The sequence below is a fragment of the Pseudomonas sp. RC3H12 genome (assembly GCF_018596375.1).
In the GTDB taxonomy this organism is placed as follows: Bacteria; Pseudomonadota; Gammaproteobacteria; order Pseudomonadales; family Pseudomonadaceae; genus Aquipseudomonas.
Genome location: NZ_CP075595.1, coordinates 2430859 through 2447946, shown reverse-complemented (window position 1 = coordinate 2447946; position 17088 = coordinate 2430859). Strand labels below are relative to the sequence as shown.

At 59.4% G+C, this 17088-nt stretch carries 18 protein-coding genes and 2 pseudogenes; 14 read left to right on the top strand and 6 right to left on the bottom strand.

The annotated features are described in order from the left end of the window. Nucleotides 1–246: 246 nt before the first annotated feature. From KHO27_RS11160 to KHO27_RS11145, 4 genes are all read left to right on the top strand, one after another. Nucleotides 247–750: a sigma-70 family RNA polymerase sigma factor gene (locus KHO27_RS11160; protein ID WP_214501812.1), complete on the top strand. Its 504-nt coding sequence runs from the start codon at nt 247–249 to the stop codon at nt 748–750. Continuing rightward, entirely contained in the window at nt 747–1715 is a 969-nt protein-coding gene (locus KHO27_RS11155; RefSeq protein ID WP_214501811.1) for a FecR domain-containing protein, read from the top strand. Before KHO27_RS11160 ends, KHO27_RS11155 begins: the two co-directional genes overlap by 4 nt. A gap of 105 nt (nt 1716–1820) precedes the next feature. After that, nucleotides 1821–4304 carry a TonB-dependent siderophore receptor gene (locus KHO27_RS11150; protein WP_214501810.1) on the top strand — a complete coding sequence of 828 codons (2484 nt, stop codon included), beginning with the start codon at nt 1821–1823 and terminating at the stop codon, nt 4302–4304. Nucleotides 4305–4463: 159 nt separating this feature from the next. After that, on the top strand, nt 4464–5006 hold the full coding sequence (locus KHO27_RS11145; RefSeq protein ID WP_214501809.1) for a P-loop NTPase family protein: 543 nt from the start codon (nt 4464–4466) through the stop codon (nt 5004–5006). A 189-nt stretch (nt 5007–5195) separates the two neighbouring features. Here KHO27_RS11145 and KHO27_RS11140 read toward each other — a convergent pair whose 3' ends face one another. Beyond that, entirely contained in the window at nt 5196–6113 is a 918-nt protein-coding gene (locus KHO27_RS11140) for a LysR family transcriptional regulator (RefSeq protein WP_214501808.1), read from the bottom strand. Between the two features lie 125 nt (nt 6114–6238). Here KHO27_RS11140 and KHO27_RS11135 point away from each other — a divergent pair, with 125 nt between their 5' ends. The 5 genes from KHO27_RS11135 to KHO27_RS11115 all read left to right on the top strand — a co-directional run bounded on the left by KHO27_RS11135 (nt 6239) and on the right by KHO27_RS11115 (nt 10561). Next, nucleotides 6239–6997: a 5-oxoprolinase subunit PxpA gene (locus tag KHO27_RS11135; protein WP_214501807.1), complete on the top strand. Its 759-nt coding sequence runs from the start codon at nt 6239–6241 to the stop codon at nt 6995–6997. A 94-nt stretch (nt 6998–7091) separates the two neighbouring features. Beyond that, entirely contained in the window at nt 7092–7337 is a 246-nt protein-coding gene (locus KHO27_RS11130) for an acetyl-CoA carboxylase (RefSeq protein WP_046855294.1), read from the top strand. Further along, on the top strand, nt 7330–8721 hold the full coding sequence (locus tag KHO27_RS11125; protein WP_502937629.1) for an acetyl-CoA carboxylase biotin carboxylase subunit: 1392 nt from the start codon (nt 7330–7332) through the stop codon (nt 8719–8721). The genes KHO27_RS11130 and KHO27_RS11125 overlap by 8 nt, the downstream gene beginning before the upstream one ends. Beyond that, on the top strand, nt 8718–9590 hold the full coding sequence (locus KHO27_RS11120; RefSeq protein WP_214501805.1) for a 5-oxoprolinase subunit B family protein: 873 nt from the start codon (nt 8718–8720) through the stop codon (nt 9588–9590). The genes KHO27_RS11125 and KHO27_RS11120 overlap by 4 nt, the downstream gene beginning before the upstream one ends. Then, a complete protein-coding gene (locus KHO27_RS11115) occupies nt 9587–10561 on the top strand; it encodes a 5-oxoprolinase subunit C family protein (protein ID WP_214501804.1) in 975 nt (324 codons plus the stop codon). The genes KHO27_RS11120 and KHO27_RS11115 overlap by 4 nt, the downstream gene beginning before the upstream one ends. A gap of 98 nt (nt 10562–10659) precedes the next feature. Here the strand turns inward: KHO27_RS11115 and KHO27_RS11110 are convergent, their stop codons facing one another. The 3 genes and pseudogenes from KHO27_RS11110 to KHO27_RS11100 all read right to left on the bottom strand — a co-directional run. After that, nucleotides 10660–11217: a GNAT family N-acetyltransferase gene (locus KHO27_RS11110; protein ID WP_214501803.1), complete on the bottom strand. Its 558-nt coding sequence runs from the start codon at nt 11215–11217 to the stop codon at nt 10660–10662. A 326-nt stretch (nt 11218–11543) separates the two neighbouring features. Continuing rightward, nucleotides 11544–12506, bottom strand: coding sequence for a potassium channel family protein (locus KHO27_RS11105; protein WP_214501802.1), 963 nt, complete (start codon nt 12504–12506; stop codon nt 11544–11546). A gap of 486 nt (nt 12507–12992) precedes the next feature. After that, nucleotides 12993–13223: pseudogene (locus tag KHO27_RS11100) on the bottom strand (LysR substrate-binding domain-containing protein); the annotation flags it as partial. Here KHO27_RS11100 and KHO27_RS26255 point away from each other — a divergent pair. From KHO27_RS26255 to KHO27_RS11090, 3 genes and pseudogenes are all read left to right on the top strand, one after another. Next, nucleotides 13213–13302: pseudogene (locus KHO27_RS26255) on the top strand (RidA family protein); the annotation flags it as partial. The pseudogenes KHO27_RS11100 and KHO27_RS26255 sit on opposite strands and share 11 nt — an antisense overlap. 619 nt (nt 13303–13921) lie before the next feature. Continuing rightward, a complete protein-coding gene (locus tag KHO27_RS11095; RefSeq protein WP_214501801.1) occupies nt 13922–14422 on the top strand; it encodes a hypothetical protein in 501 nt (166 codons plus the stop codon). Nucleotides 14423–14434: 12 nt separating this feature from the next. Beyond that, entirely contained in the window at nt 14435–14677 is a 243-nt protein-coding gene (locus KHO27_RS11090; RefSeq protein ID WP_046855303.1) for a hypothetical protein, read from the top strand. A gap of 26 nt (nt 14678–14703) precedes the next feature. Here the strand turns inward: KHO27_RS11090 and KHO27_RS11085 are convergent, their stop codons facing one another. Continuing rightward, nucleotides 14704–15618 (bottom strand): LysR family transcriptional regulator, encoded by a 915-nt coding sequence (locus tag KHO27_RS11085; RefSeq protein WP_214501800.1) that lies wholly within the window; start codon nt 15616–15618, stop codon nt 14704–14706. 140 nt (nt 15619–15758) lie between these two features. Here KHO27_RS11085 and KHO27_RS11080 point away from each other — a divergent pair, with 140 nt between their 5' ends. Continuing rightward, nucleotides 15759–16154 (top strand): RidA family protein, encoded by a 396-nt coding sequence (locus KHO27_RS11080; protein WP_104445248.1) that lies wholly within the window; start codon nt 15759–15761, stop codon nt 16152–16154. 290 nt (nt 16155–16444) lie between these two features. Further along, a complete protein-coding gene (locus tag KHO27_RS26250) occupies nt 16445–16735 on the top strand; it encodes a DUF3077 domain-containing protein (RefSeq protein WP_309147881.1) in 291 nt (96 codons plus the stop codon). Nucleotides 16736–16842: 107 nt separating this feature from the next. On the opposite strand, the gene KHO27_RS11070 is transcribed toward KHO27_RS26250, so the two are convergent. Then, nucleotides 16843–17085: a hypothetical protein gene (locus KHO27_RS11070; protein ID WP_110702244.1), complete on the bottom strand. Its 243-nt coding sequence runs from the start codon at nt 17083–17085 to the stop codon at nt 16843–16845. Nucleotides 17086–17088: the final 3 nt, after the last annotated feature.

Genomic DNA, 17088 nt, shown 5'->3' with positions numbered 1-17088 from the left:
CGTTGCAGTGCGCGACATCCAGCGGCCAAAGGTATAAATCCGCACCCATCGATCATGAAGTAACGGTTGGCCCGGTTGCGAAAGGAGGCTCATCTGTTGAGAAAAGCTCCATCAGCACCTGCAAAGCGTTCAGGCTGGGCCAGCACTCCGTCCGCTCCGCCATTTCCACGGAATCAGCGGTGGTGTCTGATCTGTTCAGTAGGTAATAATGCGAACAATTAGCATTAATACCCATGGGCAACCGTGATGACCACTCCACACCCCATCGAACACCTCTACGTCGAGCACCACGGTTGGTTGCAAGGCTGGCTACGCCAGCGCTTGAACAATTCTGCAGATGCGGCAGACCTGGCCCACGACACGTTCATCCGCTTGCTACAACGGCGCCAAGCCCAACCGCTGCTGGAGCCGCGAGCCTATCTACGCACCATCGCCCGCGGGTTGGTGATCGACATGTGGCGCCGTCGTGATGTCGAGAATGCCTGGCTGGAGGTGGTGGCACAGTTACCCGAGGCCGAGGCGCCATCGCCTGAAATCACGGCCCTGGCCATCGAGGCGCTGGAGGCCATCGACCAGATGCTGGATGCAATGCCCTCGCGGATGCGCAGCATTTTCCTGCTTGCGCAGCTCGATGGCCTGCCATGCCCCCATATCGCCGAACACATGGGCGTGTCTCTGTCGACGGTCGAGCGTGACCTGGCTAAGGCGCTTCGCCATTGCTACCAGTTGATGTTCGAGTCTGCGCCATGAAAGACACCGGATTGGCTGCCCTGCCCAGCGAAACCGTCGACCAGGCCATCGAGTGGTCGATCCGCATGGTCCATAACCGCCCCGACACGGCAACCCAGCTGGCGTTCGAACGTTGGCTGGCCTGCGACGAATCCCATCGCCTGGCCTGGTCGCGCTTGCAGAGTCTTGGCGGTCGCTTTGCCGGCATGCCAGCGGGCATGGCTCGGCAGGCGCTTGACAGGCTTCCCGAGGCCCGGCTGCAGCGCCGTCAGATGATGCGCTTGCTGGCGCTGTTCGCCGCCGTCGGAACCACCGCTTGGAACACCCGCGATACGCTGTCCTGGCAACGCTTGATGGCTGACTACAGCACCGGCCTTGGCGAGCACCGGCAGTGGACGCTGGATGACGGCAGCCTGCTCGAGCTCAATACGGACAGTGCGGTGCGCCTGCGCTTCGACGAGGATGAACGCGTCATCGAACTCTTGCGCGGCGAGTTGTACCTGGCCAGCGGCACCGACCCCGACAACCCACTCCACCGGCCGCTGCGCGTCACCAGTACCTTCGGCCTGTTCGAAGCCCTGGGCACCTGCTTCAGTGTGCGCGAGGACAGCGACGGCTGTCGCCTCGGCGTCACAGAAGGCGCGGTGCGGATGCAGCCACGTGCAGGGGAGGGTGACATCGCCCAGGCGGGTGAAACCTGGCAACTCACCCGCGACAGCGTGTGGCGCCTATCGGGGAGTGCGCAGGATGCCCAAGCTTGGCGTGATGGCCTGCTGATCGCCCGGGCAATGCCACTGGCCGAACTGCTCGGCGAGCTGGGCCGCTACCGCCCCGGCTATCTGGGCTGCGACCCGGAGATTGCCCGGCGCAGCATCAGTGGCAACTTCAACCTCGATGACACGGATGCGACCCTGCGATTCATCGCCCAGGCGCACGGCCTTCACCTGCATGGCATGACCCGCTATTGGGTGCGCCTGAGCGCTTGAGCCATCAATCAACAAGGAGTTGAAAAAAGTTCTCGGCGCGTGAAGGGTTTTTTCATTTCACCCGGCATACAAGGCAGAACAACTCAATTGCCAACGAGAACTCACGTGTCCCGACAGTCTTCCCTTCGCATTGCCGTTCGCCACGCCGTGCTATGTGCCAGCCTCGGGCTGGGTGCCTTGCCGCCGCTGGTTCTGGCCGCTCCCTTCGCCGACCACAACGCCACCTATGACCTGGCAATCCCTGCCGGTGCGCTGGACGTCGTGCTCACCGAACTGAGCCGCGCCACCGGTCTCAACATTGCCTTCGCGTCCGCCGACCTGTCGGGCAAGCACAGTGCGGGCCTGCAGGGCAGCTTCAATCGCGACCAGGCCTTGCAGCGCGTACTGGCGGGTAGCGGGTTGCAGGCGGTGAGCCAGGACGCGAACGGCTATCGCCTAGTGCCTATAGAACCGGTTTTTCAAGGTGCCGTGGCGCTGGACCCGACCAGCGTGGTAGGTGTCGGCCTGGGCGCGAGCACCGAGGGCACCGGTTCCTACACTATCGGCACTGCCAACATCGGCGGTAAGACTCAGAAAACCCTGCGCGAAACGCCGCAGTCGGTGTCGGTGATGACCCAGCAGCGCATGCAGGACCAGAACCTCACCAGCCTGACCCAGGTGCTCGACCAGACCACCGGCATCACCGTGGTCGGCGGCAATGACTCGAAGAACGAAATCTATTCCCGCGGCTTCGTCATTCGCAGCATCCAGGTAGACAGCGGCGCGCCGATGCTGCGCAACGAAGCCTACGACACGCTGCCGGACATGACGGCGTTCGACCATGTCGAAGTGCTGCGCGGCTCCGACGGCCTGTTCGGTGGCACCGGCGACCCGGGGGGCAGCATCAACCTGGTACGCAAGCGCGCGCTGCCGTACAACCAGGTGAAAGTCAGCCAGTCTGCCGGTAGCTGGGACAACTACCGCAGCGAGGTCGACCTCACCGGCCCACTGGCCTTCAACGGCGCCCTTCGGGGCCGGGTGGCCGTGTCGTTCGAGGACAAGCAGTATTTCTACGACAATGCCGACAGCGAAAAACACGTCGTTTTCGGCACCCTGGAAGCGGACCTGACGCCCGATACACTGCTGACGATGGGTAGCACCTACGAGTGGCGTGACATGGACGGCTACTGGGACCGGGGGCTGGTGCGCTACAAGGATGGCACACCGCTGGGCACCTCGCGCAGCACGTCGCTGGCGGCCGACTGGTCGTCGAACAACTACAAGCGCACCGAGTACTTTGCCAAGGTCGAGCACGCGCTGAATGAGAACTGGAAGATCAACAGCAGCTACACCAAGACCAAGTTCGATTCGACTCAGGACATTGGCGAGGTGAAGTCCTCGATCACCCAGGGCGTAGCCGATGGAGGCACGTTCTCGCGCTTTATCCGTGGCTACACCAACGAACAGGACCTGTTCGATATCAACCTGGCCGGGCAGTTCGAAGCCTTCGACCTGCAACACGAGTGGTTGGTAGGTGGTGATTATTCCGAGGTGAAACGTACCTACTCTGATCACTCCGATCTACGGGCAGTCAGCGATATCAACGTGCCTTTCGACCCCCTCGCGGATGATGCCGGCTCGATGCCCAAGCCCGCCAAACCTGGGATCTACTACTACAACCCGGACTGGAATCAGCGTAAGTCCGGGGTTTACACCACCTTCAAGGCACAACTGGCCGAACCGCTGCACCTGACCCTGGGCGCGCGCTATTCCGACTACCGGGATTACGTGCGTACCGTCGTGCCGAGCTTCAACATGGATACCCCGGTCAAGGAAAGCAACCGCGGCGTCATCACACCGTTCGGCTCGCTCGTGCTGGATGTGAGCGAGCATTGGTCGCTCTATACCAGCTACGCCGAGATCTATCAGCCCCAGACCGCCTATAAGAGCCTCAGCGGTTCCCCCCTGGACCCCATCGAAGGGGAGACCTACGAGTTCGGTACCAAAGGCGAATTGTTCGACGGGCGACTGAATATCTCCTCGGCGCTGTACTACACTAAACGCCAGAACGAAGCGGTGAGCATGGGCAACGGCTTCTATGACGCCTCTGGTGAAGCGATCAGCAAGGGGCTGGACAGCGAGATTTCCGGTGAACTGGCCCCAGGCTGGCAGGCCATGGTCGGCTATACCTTGAACTTCAACGAACAGCGTGTCGGTAACAACACCGGCAACAACGGCAAACCCACCAGCTCGCAGACGCCAAAGCACCTGTTCAAGCTGTTCACTACCTATCAGCTGCCGGGTGAATTCGAGCGCTGGAAGGTGGGAGTAGGTGCGACCATCCAGAGCGACAGCTACAAGACCGGCACGGTCCAGCAGCGTTTGCCCAGCGGGGGGCTCAGCAGTGCAGAAGCGTACTCCTTCGAACAGGCTGGTTATGCGGTGTGGAATGGACTGGTCGAGTACCGAATAGATTCGAACTGGACTGCGCAGGTTAATGCCAACAACCTCTTCGACAAGACCTACTACCAGACGGTGGACTCCACAGCGGGCGGCAACTGGTATGGGGCTCCGCGCAACTACATGCTGACCTTGCGCGGAACTTTCTAAGCCGCAACTGGCAGCTATGGGTCGATACCCGTCATCAACGACCAACAGTTATCGACCTACAGCGGCCGCTGAAAGCACGAGTGCGCTTGCAGTTGACGGAACCAGTCATTGCCGTACAATCGCGCCCCCAAAAATCAGGCATGGCGAGAGGGAGCTTCAATGCAACGGGTGATGATCGTTGGCCAGCCTGGGTCTGGGAAAAGTACCCTGGCGCGCAAGCTTGGCGAGCGCACGGGCTTGCCGGTCGTGCATATCGACACGATTCACTGGCAGCCAGGGTGGGTTGAGCGAAGCCCTGACGAGAAGACGCGTCTTTGCCGTGAGGTCGAGGTCCGTGAGCGCTGGATCTTCGAAGGCGGGCATTCGACCACGTGGAGCAACCGCCTGGCCCGCGCAGATATGTTGATATGGATCGATCGGTCGGCGGCGCTTCGCTTCTGGCGCGTGTTCTGCAGAACGACGCTCAACCGCGGTCGTTCACGGCCTGACTTGCCGGACGACTGCCCGGAACTGCTGGCCAACCTGCCGGAGTTCTTCAGGTTCATGTGGCGGACGAAAAACTCGGCCAGGGAAAAGATGAAGCAACTCGTGAAAAGGGCACCGTCGGGTTGTCGCGTGGTCTGCCTGCGGTCCAATCGAGATACCGAAGTTTTTCTCGCGAGCCTGGGAACATTGCCTGATCAGGTGGCGCGAGGTCATTAGAGGCCTGTTCTCGTTTGCTTGGCGGCAGATGTCTTTGAGGCGTATTACAACGTTTTAACCTGCCCAAGGATGGCCCATGCATGGCGCTGACCAGCAAAATCACGATCTACAACCCTGAATGGCCGCAGCGGTACGAGGTGGGCAAAGTGGTTTTGCGGCCGTTAATTCTGGATTGAAACCGATTTGCTTTCAGCGCCGTGCGGAAAGTTGTTGCGGCGCCAGGAATGCGTCGTGGAAGTAATTGTGGAACGCGTGCATCGCCGAGCTGAATTCCCGCTCGCGATGCCAGGCCAGGCCGACGCTCATGGGGGTGACCTTGTCGGTGATGGTAACGGTTTCGATGCGTTTACCCTCCAGCGACCACGGACGGTGTACCAGGTCGGAGAGGATCGCCACGCCGCTGCCGTTGGCCACCATGCTGCGCACCGCTTCCACGGAGCTGGTGCGGATTCGCACGTTGGGCTGCTGTCGGGCATGTTCCCAGTAGCGCATGGCGCTTTGTTCGGCTTCGTCGACGGTAAGCAGGATGAAGGGCTCCTGTGTGACGTCGGCAAGGCTCACGGCCGAGTGTTCGCACAGCGGGTGATGGCTGGGCAGCCACAGCCGGCGCTCGGAATTGAACAGGGTTTTCGAGACGATGTCCGGGTGGGTCAGGTTCGAGGTCAGCACCACCGCCATGTCGAATTCGCCTTCCAGCAGGCCTTGCTCGATGGCCTGGCGCTCCCGTTCGTGCACTTCGATGGCCACGTCAGGGTGCCAGTGTTCCAGGCGTTGCAGATGGTGCGGCAGGAAGTAGCCGATCACCGTGTAACTGGCCGCTACCCGCAACAGGCCGGTGGCGCGAACGTCCGGCAGTGGGCTGTTAAGGGCATCGTCGACGCTGCGCAAGATCACGTAGGCCCGATTGAGAAAGTGCCGTCCGGCATCGGTCAGGCTCATGCCCTGGGCCGAGCGCTGGAACAGTAGCGTGCCGAGCATGCCCTCCAGCTCCTTGATCGCTGTGGTCACCGCCGACTGGGAAATATTCAAATGAATCGCAGCCTGGGAGATTTGCCCGATCTCGGCCGTGGCGACGAAATAGCGAACCTGGCGCAGGGTCAGTGACATGAACACTCCGCTTGATGAGGTATCTGATTTTCAGAAGATATCCCCTCTGATAATAGATCTTCCCAAGGGGGTGGCTGGAATTTAACGTGCTCTGCATGAAGTCACAAGCGTCAGGAGCAAGTGTCATGCAGGCAGTAGATTTCAATTCGGACATGGGCGAAGGCTTCGGTCCGTGGACTATCGGCGACGGCGTCGACAACGAACTGATGGGCTTCATCAGCTCGGCCAACATCGCCACCGGTTTCCATGCCGGCGATCCCGGCACCATGCGTCGCACTGTCGAGCAGGCCAAGCGCCTGGGCGTGGCCGTCGGTGCCCATCCGGGCTTTCGCGACCTGGTCGGTTTCGGCCGCCGTCACATCAATGCACCGGCCCAGGAGCTGGTGGACGACATGCTCTATCAGCTGGGCGCCCTGCGTGAACTCGCCCGGGTTCAAGGCGTGGCCCTGCAACACATCAAACCTCACGGCGCGCTGTACATGCACCTGGCCCGGGACGAAGAAACGGCGCGTTTGCTGGTGGAAAACCTGCAGCGCCTGGAGCCCGAGCTGCTGCTGTATTGCATGCCTGGCTCGGCGATCTGGCGTATCGCCACGGAGCTGGGCCAACCGGTGATCCGCGAGTTCTACGCCGACCGCGAATACGACCTCAGCGGCTCCATCGTCTTCACCCGCAACGTGCGTGCTTACGACCCCGCGCAAGTAGCTGCGCGGGTACTGCGTGCCTGTCAGGAAGGCGTGGTGCGCACGGTGGAGGGTGAAGACCTGACGATCGAATTCGACTCCATTTGCTTGCACAGCGATACACCCGGAGCCCTGGTACTGGTCGAGGCTACCCGTAATGCGCTCGATGGCGCGGGGATCCAGGTGTGCGCACCGCGATAACGCACCCGAAGACACCTGGCACGCAGACGCCAGGGCTTACTCGACACACAGATTTTTTGCCTGCCTTTCTACAACTATTCCAAGAGGAACAGACATGGCGCAGCACACAGTCATCACCCCGTTGCCGGGGACCTTCTACCGCAAAGCTACCCCGGACTCGCCGAACTACGTCGAGGCGGGTGCCCAGGTCAGCGCCGACACGGTGATTGGCCTGATCGAGGTCATGAAGCAGTTTTCCGAACTGACCGCGGGTACGGCAGGGCGTCTGGACGCGTTTCTGGTCGAAGACGGTGATCCGGTGGAGCCGGGTCAGGTCATCGCCACACTCGAAGATGCGTGAGGGCAAAACCGTGACCCAAGGCATTCGTAAACTGCTGATCGCCAACCGTGGCGAGATCGCCGTGCGTATCATCCGCGCCGCGCAAGCGCTGGGGATTCCCACTGTGGCGGCGTGCAGCGAAGCAGACGTCGATTCCCAGGCCGCACGCATGGCCGACGAAGTGCACATCCTCGGCCCGGCCCGCGCTGACAAGAGCTACCTCAATGTCGAAGCGCTGCTCGGTGCCCTGAAGGCCACCGGGGCCAACGCGGTGCACCCTGGTTACGGCTTTCTTTCGGAGAACGCCGAATTTGCCGAAGCGGTGCAAGCCGCCGGGGCGATTTTCGTCGGCCCAAGCCCCGAGACCATCCGGCGCATGGGCGACAAGGCCGAAGCCCGGCGCACTGCGCAAGCCGCGGGTGTGCCGGTGGTGCCCGGCTCCCCGGATGAACTGTTCGATGTGGAGTCGGCGCTCAAAGCCGCCGAATCCGTCGGCTTCCCGCTGCTGATCAAGGCCTCGGCCGGTGGCGGCGGGCGTGGGATTCGCCTGGCGGAAAACCCGCAGCAACTGAGCGAAGAATTCCCCCGTTCCCAGCGCGAAGCCCAGGCCGCCTTTGGCAATGGCGCGGTGTATCTGGAGCGCTTTATCGGCAAGGCCCGGCATATCGAAGTGCAGGTGCTGGGCGATGGCAAGCATGCGGTGCACCTGTTCGAACGCGAGTGTTCGCTGCAACGCCGTCGGCAGAAGATCTTCGAAGAAGCGCCGTCGCCGGTCCTTGATGCGCAGCAGCGCGAGGCCCTGTGCGCCAGCGCCGTGCGCCTGACTGAGGCGCTGGGATACAAGGGCGCCGGCACCCTTGAATATCTGTACGACGACGCCACCGGCGAGTTTTTCTTCATCGAGATGAACACACGGATCCAGGTAGAACATCCGATAAGCGAGCTGATCACCGGTATCGATCTGGTCCAAGCCATGTTGCGCATTGCTGGTGGCGAGCCACTGGGACTCAAGCAAAGCGATATCGAGATCAACGGCGCAGCCCTGCAAATGCGCCTGAACGCCGAAGACCCGGCGCGGGATTTCTTCCCAAGCCCGGGTCTTGTGCAAGCGCTGAACTGGCCACAAGGCGAGGGCGTGCGCGTCGACAGCCATCTGTATGAAGGCTACCGAGTACCGCCATACTATGACTCGCTGCTGGCCAAGCTGATCGTCCATGGCAGCGATCGCGCCGAGGCCCTGGCCCGCGCGCGACTGGCCGTGGAGCAGACCACGCTCACGGGCATGGCCAGCACCTTGTCTCTGCACGGCGAACTGCTGGGGCAACCCTGGTTGCACGCTGCCGATTTCCACACCGGCACTTTGGAAACCTGGCTGGCCGAGCGCCGCAGCGGAGGTGCAGCATGAGCAGTCCGATTCGCTACAGCTTTGGCGCCGACGAGCATCTGTTTGCCGAAGTCAGCGACAGCATGTCCCTTGAAGCCTTCTTCAAGGGCATGGCCGTCACCCGTGCGGTGGAGCGCTTGGCCCTCGATGGCGTGCTCGACGTGTGCCTGGCCAACGCCTCGTTCCAGATCCGTTTCGACCCGGACCGCATCGCCCCGGCCGATCTGCTCGAAGCGGTGAAGGGCGCCGAAGCCGAGGCCGTGGCCGAGCGCACCCTGCATACCCGGATCATCGAAATCCCGGTGCTCTACAACGATCCGTGGACCCACGAAACCCTGATGCGCTTTCGCGACCGCCACCAGGACCCGAACGCCACGGATCTGGAGTACGCCGCGCGCATCAACGGCCTGGCCGACGTCGAGGCGTTCATCGCCGCCCACAGTGGCGCGCCGTGGTTCGTTTCGATGGTGGGCTTCGTGGCGGGCCTGCCGTTCATGTTCCAGATGGTCGAGCGCGAACGCCAGTTGCAGGTGCCCAAGTACCTGCGACCGCGTACCGACACGCCGAAATTGACCCTGGGCCATGGCGGCTGCTTCGGTTGCATCTACTCGGTGCGTGGCGCCGGTGGCTACCAGATGTTTGGCGTCACTCCGGCACCGATCTATGACCCGCAGCAGAACCTGGCGTACCTGAAGGAACACATGGTGTTCTTCCGTCCCGGCGACATTGTGCAGTTCAAGTCGATGGACCGCGCTGCCTATGACCACGCCGTGGCCGAGGTCGAAGCCGGACGCTTCGATCTGCGCATCCGTCCAGTGGAGTTCTCCCTTGATGCGTTCCTCGCCGACCCGATCGGCTATCCCAAGTCGCTGCAGGAGGTGCTGGCATGATCAAGGTACTCAAACCCGGTCTGGCCACCTCAGTGCAGGACCTCGGCCGCGAGGGCTACTACCATCTGGGGATACCACCTTCCGGGGCACTGGACCAGTACGCCCTGAGCGCGGCCAACCAGTTGGTGGGCAATCCGGCCAATTCGGCGGCGCTGGAGTGCACGTTACTGGGGCCGGAGCTGGAGTTTCAGCATGACGCCCTGGTGGCGGTCTGTGGTGCGCAGATGACGCCGAAAGTCGATGGCGTGGACATGCACTTGGACACCGCCTTCGAAGTGAAGGCCGGACAAGTGCTGCGTTTCGATTTTCCCAAGGCTGGCGCGCGGGCTTACCTGGCGGTGGCCGGCGGTATCGATGTACCGGTGGTGCTCGGCAGTCGTTCCACCTACGCGCTGGGGGCGCTGGGTGGTTTTCAGGGGCGCAGGCTGGTGATTGGCGATGAACTGCCGGTAGGCACCGCCAGCGGCAAGGGGCGTGTCGGGGCGAGTCTGCCCATGGCGTTGCGACAGTCGCTGGGAGGGGAGATCACCCTGCGGGTGGTGCCGGGGCTGTACTACGATCGCTTGACCCTGGCGGCGGCGGACAGCTTTTTCGCCGAAGCCTGGACCGTCGGCTCGGAGGCAGATCGCATCGGCTATCGCTTCAAGGGTGGCAGCCCGCTGAGCTTCCAGCCTCGCGAGCAGCCGTTCGGCGCCGGCTCCGATCCTTCGAACATCGTCGACAGCTGCTACCCGATCGGCTCTATCCAGGTGCCGGCAGGGCTCGAGCCCATCATTCTGCACCGCGATGCAGTGTCCGGTGGCGGCTACGCGATGATCGGCACGGTGATCAGCGCCGACCTCGATCTGGTCGGCCAGATGCAACCCAACCAGAAGGCCCGCTTCGTCGCGGTGACGCTGGAAGAGGCGCTGCAAGCCCGACGTTCCTACAAGAAAAAACTCAGCTGTCTAAGCAAGCTGTTCCCTGGCTGATCTGCCCGCCGCACTGCGCGGGTAGAGCCAAAAAGGCAAGCCAACGCCGCCCCTCGGTACGGGGCGGCTGTCTGAGCTTGAGCCGCTGACGTAAAGAACTAGCGACTGGCAGTCGACCTTTCTAACCAGTCAGCACGAGTCATCTCCCATACTTCGACATCCATCCGTCCAGATACGAAATCTCCTGCCCGCACGTCTACCAAGCGCATACCCTCATGTTCCGAGACCCTGCGAGATGCGTCGTTGGCAACCGCTTTGGGGACCTGCATGACCGGACGCGACAGTGTCTCGAACCAATAGGCATTGATGATCCGGCATGCCTCGCGCATGTAGCCCTTTCCCCACCACTGTGGGGCGAGCCAAAAGCCTCTGTTGTTTCCAGGCTGATCATACAAACTGATGCTACCCAGGGTGCAGCTGGCATCGTCGCGCATGCGGATCATCCAGTGCCATTCCCGACCTGCTGCCATGGCGGGCAGGGCGATATCTCGGACATAGACCAGCGCCCCGTCTTCTGGATACGGCCATGGGACACGACTGTCCAGGTAGCGAACCACCTCCCAGCAGGGGAACAGCTCCTGGATGATGGGCGAATCCTCTAACTGGAGGGGGGTGAGAACCAGCCGATCAGTGACAAGCGTCGCAAGACTGTCCATGACATTCGTTCCCGGGCATCCCTGTGAGACGTTGATTATCTGGACCGGGCTGGTTTGTGTCGACCGCTTCTGGCTGTTATCTGCCCTCCGCCAAGGGCAGCTATGGGGCGAGAGCAGTTATCCGCGTCTGGCTGTTTTCGACCCATAGCGGCCTTTCGCTGACCACGGCTAACGGTCAAAACGAGCCAGTTGGATGTATCTAGGAGCTGGAGCCGATTCACAAAACGAAAAATCCAAATCAGACAGATACATTGATCGCGGTAGGGATAGCTGTTACCTGCCCCCGCACTGAACCGTACGTCGCGATCGTCCCAATTGGCGTGTTATTAATTACTTTGTGGGTCAAACGGGCCAAATTTAATAATATCGGCAATGGCTGAACCAATGGGCGGGGCAGAAACACCCTTCCTCAAGTCAATAATCATAACAATGCACTCTCCAGATGTGTTTTCATCTAGCTGGGAGATTAGGTTTAGGAGTTTTTCGTGGAAGTCTCTAATCGAATTTGGTTTTTCAGGAATTTCAACACTGCTGTGCTCAATAGTTAAAAAGTGAGTGCGAGGAATCTGGAGCCCTTGAGCAACTTCGAGCTGGATCATTTGCTTTGCCTGCCTGCAATGATAAAGAAAGCGATGATCCTTTAAGCTAACAAGAAGCTCAACCAGATCGATAGGCAGTGACGTGGCGAACTTGTTCAGGAAGTCATCTATTTTCTCGGTGAACTTGCTGTTCTCCTGCTCAATAAAACCACCCCAGGTTAATACATCTTTACCATATCTAGTCTCAGTGGAGAAAAAATTTTGCCGGCAGATTTGATCATAGTATTTTTGGCAAAATAGATTTTGGGGAGCTATTGTGATGAAGTCGTTTACTACGCTGGTCGTTGTCACCTTATAGGTTTCAGAAAGAATTTCCATGTAGCTGACAATCGCTGGCCTCAAAATGGTTAGCAGTTTTCTTAGGGTATTCTTTTCAGTTTCTTCTTCAAATGCTTTTTGGGTCAAATCTTTTCGTTCGCTTAGTTTGTGAGATATGGAGTTTAAAAACAAGCCGATAGTAACAACTCCTAAAACAACTTGGGAGGTAATTACGAGAAGAAGTGGGGTCGCATCAAGCTTCGGGGTTAGATCGCCAAAGCCCAATGTAGTTACTGTAACGACACTAAAGTACAATGCTTGCACAGGGCTTATTGGGTTGCCCTTGAAATCGCTGGCGAATATGAATATATAAATAAGACTAAATATCAAGATATTTCCCAGGTAAATGCCCCCCGTAAGCAATTGGCGCATATGAGGTGATATCTAAGAATTTTTTGCGATAGTTCTTCAAATTCAATTTTCCTCTGAATATGCTCTGAAAATCATCTATAAATATACACCAGCTGGTGAAAAGCTTTTTCTTGCTATGGGCGCGACGATTCTAGACTAGGCTATTCGCACTGATACTGAATTTACGCACCAACCTAAAAAGTTTTTTGCCAGGCATGCTGGCTGGATTGCACATTACCTTTGAGACATGGTGCTAGGCAAGGGTAAGGCCTCCGCGCCGGAATCACTGCCAAGTAATGGATGGGGAGGGATTATTCCCAGCTTTCTCAGATACGCTTGGCCGGCTACATTTGGCTGGTAGCGGTCCTTTTCGAATGGACGCAATGGGTCGGAAACGGCCAGTTACGAAATGCCGTTAACGACCCATTGTTGGTCTCCAGCGCACTGTCAGAAAACGGGCAAAAGCGGAAATTCGAAGTGCCTGGTCTGAGCGGCCTTGCACCTGTTTCAGCCAATCACCGGCGCATGCTCGGCCATCAATTCGGTTATCCAGTTTATAAACACCCGCACCTTGGCGCTGACATGGTGAATCGGCGGGAAGGCCAGATACATTGGCATCGGCGACATGTGCCAGTCTTCAAACAGCGGCAGCAGTTCGCCGCTGATAAGGTGCGGTTTGGCCATGTACTGCGGCAGCCAGAGCATCCCGAGGCCAGCCAGGCCCGCGGCAAGGTACGCCACGGTGACCGCTATCGGCGTGACCTGGTTGTCCGGCTTCGACTTTGAGATCAAGGTGATCGCGAAACTACCGCAATAGAGGCGGTGCAACTGCTCCGTCTGGATCATGTTGAGCAACTTCTGTACTGCTTGGTTCTCTCGCGCTGGGGGATGCAGACTGTCTTTTGGATAGCTAGGTAATGGGGTAGGAGAGCAAGTTCATTGCGCGTCCTACAGGCATGAATGAGATTTTCCCTATTTCGAGTAGTCCGTTTCCGAAGCATGCTTTACCCGCTTTTACGCCATCCAACCGAGGTCTAGTCTCGCTGGGTCGCTACCAAAAAGTAGCGACCGGGTCTGCAAGCCCGAGCGGGACAACTAGATCAGCACCACCCATTGCCTCTCAAGCCATTGGCCGTGCGTCATGGTGGCTGCGTACGGGTGGCCTTGTGGCCAGCCGGGCTTACTCTGGTTGCCCCGGTCTTGCAGACCCGTACGTAGCCGCTACCTCTTCGCCTGGAAGCGATGGGGTGCGGTCCGATCAGCGTAACCAGAGAGTTTCATCACGCTCAAGATCTTTCCCGATGCATGAGTTCGGCTTCTTGCTATGCAGCCGTTTCGCGGCACAAGCCCACTCCTAAAGGGATCGTGTCAACTTTCAGCTGCATATGGATACCCAGCTGTTCAGAAACTCTGGCTGTTTCGTAAGGATGCGTTAAGTGAACTTTGAAGCGACATTCCAGTACATGGGCCACCACGGGATCGTGTTCAACGTCTCGCAGATCACCCTCACCGAGAGTGACCGCGGTCGTTTGCGCGAGCTGCATTTTGGCGAAGCAAAGCACGCCCATTACCAAGTCAATAGTAAAGTCGTAGAGGTTTACGACAAGATGCAGGCGAAAAACCTGACCTGCGTGATGATGGTCGGTATTTCCAAACCGCTGACCCGTCAACAAGCAGACACCCTCAATGCCCAGCGCACTAGCATTGCTAACCTGGCGCTCTCCGCCTTCGGTGGAGCTGCCCGTGCTGTGGGCAATCTGGCCGGGCCAGTAGCAGGGATGACGGTAGGTACTGCTGTAGGTATGGGCATGCGCTCTTACGTTAATGACGTCTTACCCACTTACCATGCTGGCGACGTAGTCGTGAGCATTCAGGCTCAGGTGAGTGGTGGGATTGGCCCGCAGCGCACTGCCGAATCACTGATCATCAGGGCTTGAGAGGCGACGCACATGTCCGAAATTACCCAGGCAGTCATCTTCGTTGCACTGGCTTTTCTATTTGAGCGGTTCATGAAACCGTACTTGTTGCGTAAGTGGCTAGGTGTTGCATTGGTCATTGCTGGACTGATTGGTTGCGTTGCGCTGAGCCAGACTCGTTTGCAGGGCTTTGACCTGGGATTGATGTCTGCCCTTGCAGTGCCGCTTGGCATAGGGCTGTTCCTGAGCAGGCGACGATTTGAGGGTCGAGAGTAGGAGCCTGGAGCGGCCTTGCACCTGTTTCAGCCAATCACCGGCGCATGCTCGGCCATCAATTCGGTTATCCAGTCGATAAACACCCGCACCTTGGCGCTGACATGGCGATTCGGCGGGAAGGCCAGGTACATCGGCATTGGCGACATGTGCCAGTCTTCAAACAGCGGCAGCAGCTCCCCGCTGATCAGGTGGGGTTTGGCCATGTACTGCGGCAGCCAGAGCATCCCGAGGCCAGCCAAGCCGGCGGCAAGGTACGCATTGCCGTCATCGACCGTCAGTTGCGGGCGCGCTTGGACTTCTATGCGCTCTTCACCTCGGTGCATCGCATAGGGCAAGGTTTTGCCTGTACGAAACCAGAGAAAGCCAACGGTTTTGTGCTGGCCTTCCTCCAGCTCAAGGGGGGGCGCCGGTGTCCCGAAGCGCTGCAGATAACCGGGCGTGGCATAGATGCCGAGTTTCAGATCGCCCACATGCCTTGCCACCAAGGACTGGTCGGTGATCTCGCCGCCACGCACCACGCAGTCAATGTTTTCACCAATGATGTCGACGATGCGATCGCTCACGCCCACCGTCAGCTGGATTTCCGGATAACGTGCAAAGAACTCCGGCAAGGCGGGTATGAGCAGCATTCGCGCCAGCGGGCTGGGTACATCAACCCGCAGCCGGCCGCGCGGCGCCATCGACGCGCTGGACAAGCTGGTCTCGGCGTCGTCCATGTCTGCCAGTAACCGGACGACGCGTTCGTAGTAGGCCGCGCCGTCGGCGGTGACATTGACCTTGCGCGTGGTGCGGTTGAGCAGGCGCACGCGCAACCTTGCTTCCAGCTGCTGAATGAGCTGCGTCACGGTGGTCTTGCTCATGTGCAGGGTGGCGGCCGCCTTGGTGAAACTGCCGGTTTCCACCACCCGGGCAAACGCCTGCATTGCATCGAATCGGTCCATTCCACGCCTCGTTCGCACCTGGATTGTTTGGAGTATACAAACAGTCCTGGCCAGAGCTGCCCGTTTATCCAGGTAGGTGGCCTTTTTATAGTGGCCTCACCGTAAACACCGGGCTGCGATGGCCCAGAACGAGGTAGGCCATGTCCAGCAAACGTGATGTCGTTTTCCCGCCAGATCGCCATGCTTTGTACGAGTTGCACCGCTACTCGCCGGCGATTCGCTCCAATGGTTTTTTGTTCGTATCCGGTCAGGTCGGCAGCCGCAAGGATGGTTCGGCTGAGCCCGACCTCGCGGCGCAGGTTCGCTTGGCCTTTGCCAATCTCAACGCGATCCTGGCCGAGGCGGGCGGTAGTTTTGAGGATGTGGTTGATACCACCATCTTCATGGTCGACCCCGACTCGACATTCGAAACCATCTGGGAGGTCGCAGCCGAGTATTGGGGCGAGGCGCCTTATCCCACGGTGACCGCTATCGGCGTGACCTGGCTGTCCGGCTTCGACTTCGAGATCAAGGTGATTGCGAAACTGCCGCAATAGTAATGGGGTAGGGGAGCATGTTCATAGCGCGTCCTACAGGCATGAATAAGATTTTCCCTAGTTCGAGTAGTCCGTTTCCGAAGCATGCTTTGGCCACTGTTGCGCCCTCGAAGTGGCGGCTAGTCTCGCTGGGTCGTATCAACGGCCGGGTCTGCAAGCCTGCGCGGTATTACGATGGTGCTCACCATGAGCCTCGGCGTTGAGTCGTGGGTCTCGCTTTATGGTGGCTGCGTGCGGGTGACCTTTTGGTCAGCCGGGTTTTTCCCTCGTAATGCCACGGTCTTGCAGGCCTGCACGTAGCTGCCATCTTTCACTGTCCGCCGAGTTCTCTCTCCTTAAAGACGCCCCGCACTTGCCTGGAAGGCGTCGCCAAAGGTACGCGGCTGTTCCGCGTAGAGCCTGGCAACTGTGCGAACCACGCCATGGAGCAGGCCTCCGTGCTGCTCGACAGCGCCCGCCGGGCGTCCTTCATCGGCGTGATGGGCAACGAACCGGTGCTGGTCTGGGCATCGCACTACCTGAGCGATATGGCCAAGGCATTGATGGATGATGCCCATATGGGGATGGTGAAGAAGGTGTGACACAGACAGGGGAGGCGCGCGCAGGGCCGCCCCGTCTTGCGCCCGTCAGAAACGCCCCCCTGAGTAAAAGGGGGCGAATTTTTCCTCGCAAGAGTTTGGAATGGCTATCAGTCCATATCCGAGAATCTCCGCCGCGTCAGGAACAGCACCACGCCTAGCGGCACAGCCAGTAGCGCCAGCAGCTCCAGGTCAAAGCCCAACACCTGTTGCTGTTCTACTTTGAAGATGCCGACCAAGCCCGCGGCTAACAGCGCCAGGCCCAGCCACTTGCGTAAGGGGGATGGTCTCAGAAACTGAACGAGGAGTGCGCCCAGTACCAGAAGGATGGCAGCTTGCATGATGTAAGGCATGTG